Raw genomic sequence first — 1,277 nt, 5'->3', positions numbered from 1 at the left:
CAACGTGTGCAGTCAACACGTATTCGCCTGACAGGCGAACCATTGCATCATCCATGCGTCTCTCCAAAATTTAGGGGCGTCTCACCGAATCGGGCCGCTGGGCAGCCACGCAGTTCAACAACTCATCCAGACGATTATCGCAAATAAAACGCAGCGCACACTTGATGCAAATCAAGTGCAATTCCTACACTGCGTGTAGGGTTTATCTGACAGCCAACGCTATTCGATTGTTATAGCGTTCGATCTAAGGATGTCTGGTCATCTCGCGTTGCCAGGACGGCGACGGCTCGATCACATGGAGTGAGGCACCGACACCTCAACGAAAGCCGCCGGTTGTAGACCGGCGGCTTTTTTTATGTCCTCCCGAACAGCTTAAGCCGCGCCTTCTCTAGGGCAATCAAACGGCGAAACTCCGCTAGGCTTTTTGTCTCTTCCTTGATCACATGCTGCCATTCGTCACGGCGCTCCTTCAATTCACTAGGCAAAAATGTCCTGACGGCCAATGGAACGGAAGCAAGGATGATCAAGTAAATCAAGTGATCGATTGGCCCTGCGTTAGCTGGCAACGATTTCGGCATACACATCCAAATCGCCATCGTCACAGCCACCCAGATCAACGAGTAAACAGCTGACCAAAACTTCGCCACACGCACAGCTTCCTGGGAAGTCTGGTATGCGCGATCCAGATCAGCAAGTGAGGGGCGCTCAGAGGCCGGATAAGCAATGTGGTAGTGCTGCTCGATAGTGTCTGCGGCGTTCAACTGACCAACTTCCGAATCCGTCACATCAACGTGTACGTGCCCCTTGTGCTGGTTGGTTTCCATTGCGGCTCTCACTGAATTTCAATTTCTCAAATTCTGCCAGTCGCTGCCGATAACGCACTCTTTTGCGAGGACTAGCTGTCCTATCTGGAGCTTGATCAGGACTTCTTTTTTTTACGCCCGCCAACGTTGATCTGCATGTTGCGTTGATCGATCGTTGCGGTGGTGGAAAGCACCGAGCCGACTTTGCTGTTATTGAACGACAACGTTGGACCGGCACTGGCCTTTGAAGGTGAGACGTCTTCCACCAAGCCCAGCGCTGCGAGCGCTGCGTTACGCGCAGCAGGTGACGCGTCTTTGAACGCAGACAACAGAAGCGCATCGGCGGTATCCAACTGCGCGCGATGTCCAGACAACACATACAAGACATCAACGCCACGGTCTAGCGCGGCCAGTAGATACGCTCCACCGGGCAGGTTGATGTCTTTCTCGAAGTTCAGTTGCGCATAGCGCGAG

Annotated in this window: 2 protein-coding genes; both read right to left on the bottom strand. The window is 53.2% G+C overall.

Features of this window, described 5'->3' with window-relative positions; all coding sequences use genetic code 11:
• Positions 1-353 precede the first annotated feature (353 nt).
• A complete protein-coding gene (locus ABS769_RS22435; RefSeq protein WP_317061327.1) occupies positions 354-824 on the bottom strand; it encodes a hypothetical protein in 471 nt (156 codons plus the stop codon).
• A 95-nt stretch (positions 825-919) separates the two neighbouring features.
• A partial coding sequence (locus ABS769_RS22430; RefSeq protein WP_350498295.1) for an XRE family transcriptional regulator occupies positions 920-1,277 on the bottom strand: 358 nt, incomplete at its 5' end.

The organism is Xanthomonas hortorum (assembly GCF_040279205.1).
In the GTDB taxonomy this organism is placed as follows: Bacteria; Pseudomonadota; Gammaproteobacteria; order Xanthomonadales; family Xanthomonadaceae; genus Xanthomonas; species Xanthomonas hortorum_F.
The sequence above is the reverse complement of the archived record's forward strand: the minus strand, read 5'-3'. Positions and strand labels throughout refer to the sequence as shown.